This window comes from Streptomyces sp. NPDC002130 (assembly GCF_040296465.1).
GTDB lineage: Bacteria > Actinomycetota > Actinomycetes > Streptomycetales > Streptomycetaceae > Streptomyces.
Genome location: NZ_JBEOXI010000583.1, coordinates 1 through 2,285 on the forward strand (window position 1 = coordinate 1; position 2,285 = coordinate 2,285).

Consider the following 2,285-nt stretch of genomic DNA (forward strand, 5'->3'; position numbering starts at 1 on the left):
GATTCCGGCGTCGGCGACTGCGCTGAACACCGCCCGCCCGGCACCGAGCAAACCCGTTGCGAGCGCAGAACCCGAACCGTCCAGTTGCGTGGTGAGGTGCTGCTCGAGGTGATACTTCTCGTCGAGGTCGCTGACGATGGGATACCGGTCCCGAATGTGCGTCAGAAGTTCTGGAGCGTGCGATGCGAACTGACGCCCCTGCTCGACCAGCGGGGTGATCGCAGCAACGAGAAACAGCGCCAACATCACGGCAATCCCGAAAAGCACCACGGTGACCGCGATCCAGCGTCGGAAATTTCTCCGCTCCAGCCAGACGATCACCGGTTCTATGCCCACCGCGAGAAACAGGGCCACCACGATCAGGATCAGCATGCCTCGCGCCGCAAGCAGCACTTCGATCACCGCGTAAGTCACGGCAACTCCGGCAGCGGCGGTCAGACCGATGAAGAACGGTGAACGACGATCGAACCTCGGTCCGGGTTCACCCAGCGGCCGGACGGGCGTCGCCAATGCGGCGGCTTCGCGTTCGGCCACCGCCATCGGATCCGGAGCTTGGACTTCGCTGTCGGAGTCCGGTGAGGTGTCCGCGGAACTGGGATCCATTCAAGCCACCTCACGATCCGCGCGACTTCCCGGCTCGAGGGTGAGTACCCGTGCCGTAGTCGGATCAACCTCGAGGCTTCTCCGCTCCACTTCGTGTCAGCGCGAGCCCGGTTCCCACAACTCCGATGATCGACACAGCGATGGCGATGCTCGGCCAGCCGTCACTCTGCCAGTAGACGTCGTCGAGAGTGATCAGTAACGCGGCCTCGTCGACGATGAGTCCGAGCGCAATGCCCAACGCGATGCCCATCCATGTTCGTGCGCGAGGGCTTCGGTCGACGAGTCCGAAGATCGCCACCCCCGCCAACAGGAGAATTCCCCACAAGTAGTGGTGCAGATGAGTGCCGCCGGCACTGATGTCGCCGACATCCCTGGTGTCGATCTGGATCAACCACGTCACCAGACGTGCTCCGCCGAACGTCAGCGTGAAGGCCACCCACGCCAACACCAAACCGCGACGTGATTCGTCAACTTGATTCCATCTGCGAGGGAATCTGAATCGCTCGGCAGATTTCTCTTCGTCATGGTCTCGAGAAAGCATGCTTCATGTTTACCCGACGCCGAACAGAGTGATGATATCGGGTAGAGACACCGAAAAGCTATTGAAGAACGAAAAAGCGGTACTCGATCTCCGAAGAGACCAAGTACCGCCTTCTCAGCTACTCGCCCAGTATCGATCAATACCAGACTTTTCGTCCGCCCACTGCGCGCCCGGTAGCACCGAGGATGGACAAAACTGCACCTACGACGACCAAGATGATGCCGACGGTGGTCAGAATACTCAACCCCGTGAAGAAGCCGATCAACGCCAGAATAATGCCGAGAACAATCATGTGAGAACCTCATCCGGTATGCGTATAAAAATGATCTACTCATCTGACGCTACTACAAAAACATCACATTCTATAAATCCGATAATTGACGTCGTAAATACTGAACTCGTATTACTACCCAATAGTCTCGACGTTAAAACATCAGCGTTTCTTCGCATTCTCGTTCACGGTTCCGCGTCCTCGATCTTCGCCTCGACCGCCGGCGTGATGTGGCTCAACACGCAGCGCCAGCGACCTTCTCGCCGGGCGAACACGTCGGTGGTCCACTCGTCGGCGTCGTACTGCCTGCCGTCGTAGTGCGCAGTATTGGTGATCCGTGTGGTGAACAGTGCAACGTCACCGAAGAAGCGCACGCGAGCGTTCCCGACACGGTCCATCGCCGAATGAGTCAGGTCGCCTGAGGCCACGAAGGCCAGAAACTCCGCTTTGGTCGAGACCCCCGATTCCGAAACGATGACCCAGTCGTCGGTCATGAAGTCGCCGATCCGTTCGGCGTCGTTCGAGCACATCGCGACGTTCCATTCGTCTGCGGTCGCTGTCAACGCCGCTTTCTCCTGATCCGACATGTCCACTCCCTCCCCGCCGTCACCCCTTGCGGGTGATGCCGCGACGACAGGGTTCCCGCAAGGTGGACCTCGAACCGACGTGAACGACGAGAGGGCACCGATGACCAGCACCACCCGCACCGAGCTTGCAGCTCAGGCGTACATCTACGGATTTCCCCTCGTTTTCAATCTCGACCAGGTCCATCGGTATGTTCACCTCGTGCCGCTGGCCAACGCCCGCTGGGCGAGCGGCACCTGGCCGGGCGCGCTGACCGTCGACTTCTCCGAGCCGCTCGCCAAGGCC

General features: G+C 59.8%; 5 protein-coding genes. 1 reads left to right on the forward strand and 4 read right to left on the reverse strand.

What is annotated here, in order from left to right; all coding sequences use genetic code 11:
- From ABT116_RS43075 to ABT116_RS43090, 4 genes are all read right to left on the reverse strand, one after another.
- The coding region (locus tag ABT116_RS43075; protein WP_351646199.1) for an AI-2E family transporter at positions 1-603 on the reverse strand (603 nt) is incomplete at its 3' end.
- Positions 604-667: 64 nt separating this feature from the next.
- Entirely contained in the window at positions 668-1,039 is a 372-nt protein-coding gene (locus ABT116_RS43080; RefSeq protein WP_283309361.1) for a hypothetical protein, read from the reverse strand.
- A gap of 241 nt (positions 1,040-1,280) precedes the next feature.
- Positions 1,281-1,436: a DUF6131 family protein gene (locus ABT116_RS43085; protein ID WP_003945564.1), complete on the reverse strand. Its 156-nt coding sequence runs from the start codon at positions 1,434-1,436 to the stop codon at positions 1,281-1,283.
- Between the two features lie 164 nt (positions 1,437-1,600).
- Positions 1,601-2,002 (reverse strand): nuclear transport factor 2 family protein, encoded by a 402-nt coding sequence (locus tag ABT116_RS43090; RefSeq protein WP_095971467.1) that lies wholly within the window; start codon positions 2,000-2,002, stop codon positions 1,601-1,603.
- Between the two features lie 100 nt (positions 2,003-2,102).
- Between ABT116_RS43090 and ABT116_RS43095 the strand changes: the two genes are divergently transcribed.
- Positions 2,103-2,285 (forward strand): hypothetical protein (locus ABT116_RS43095; RefSeq protein ID WP_351646202.1); only part of this gene is annotated, 183 nt, incomplete at its 3' end.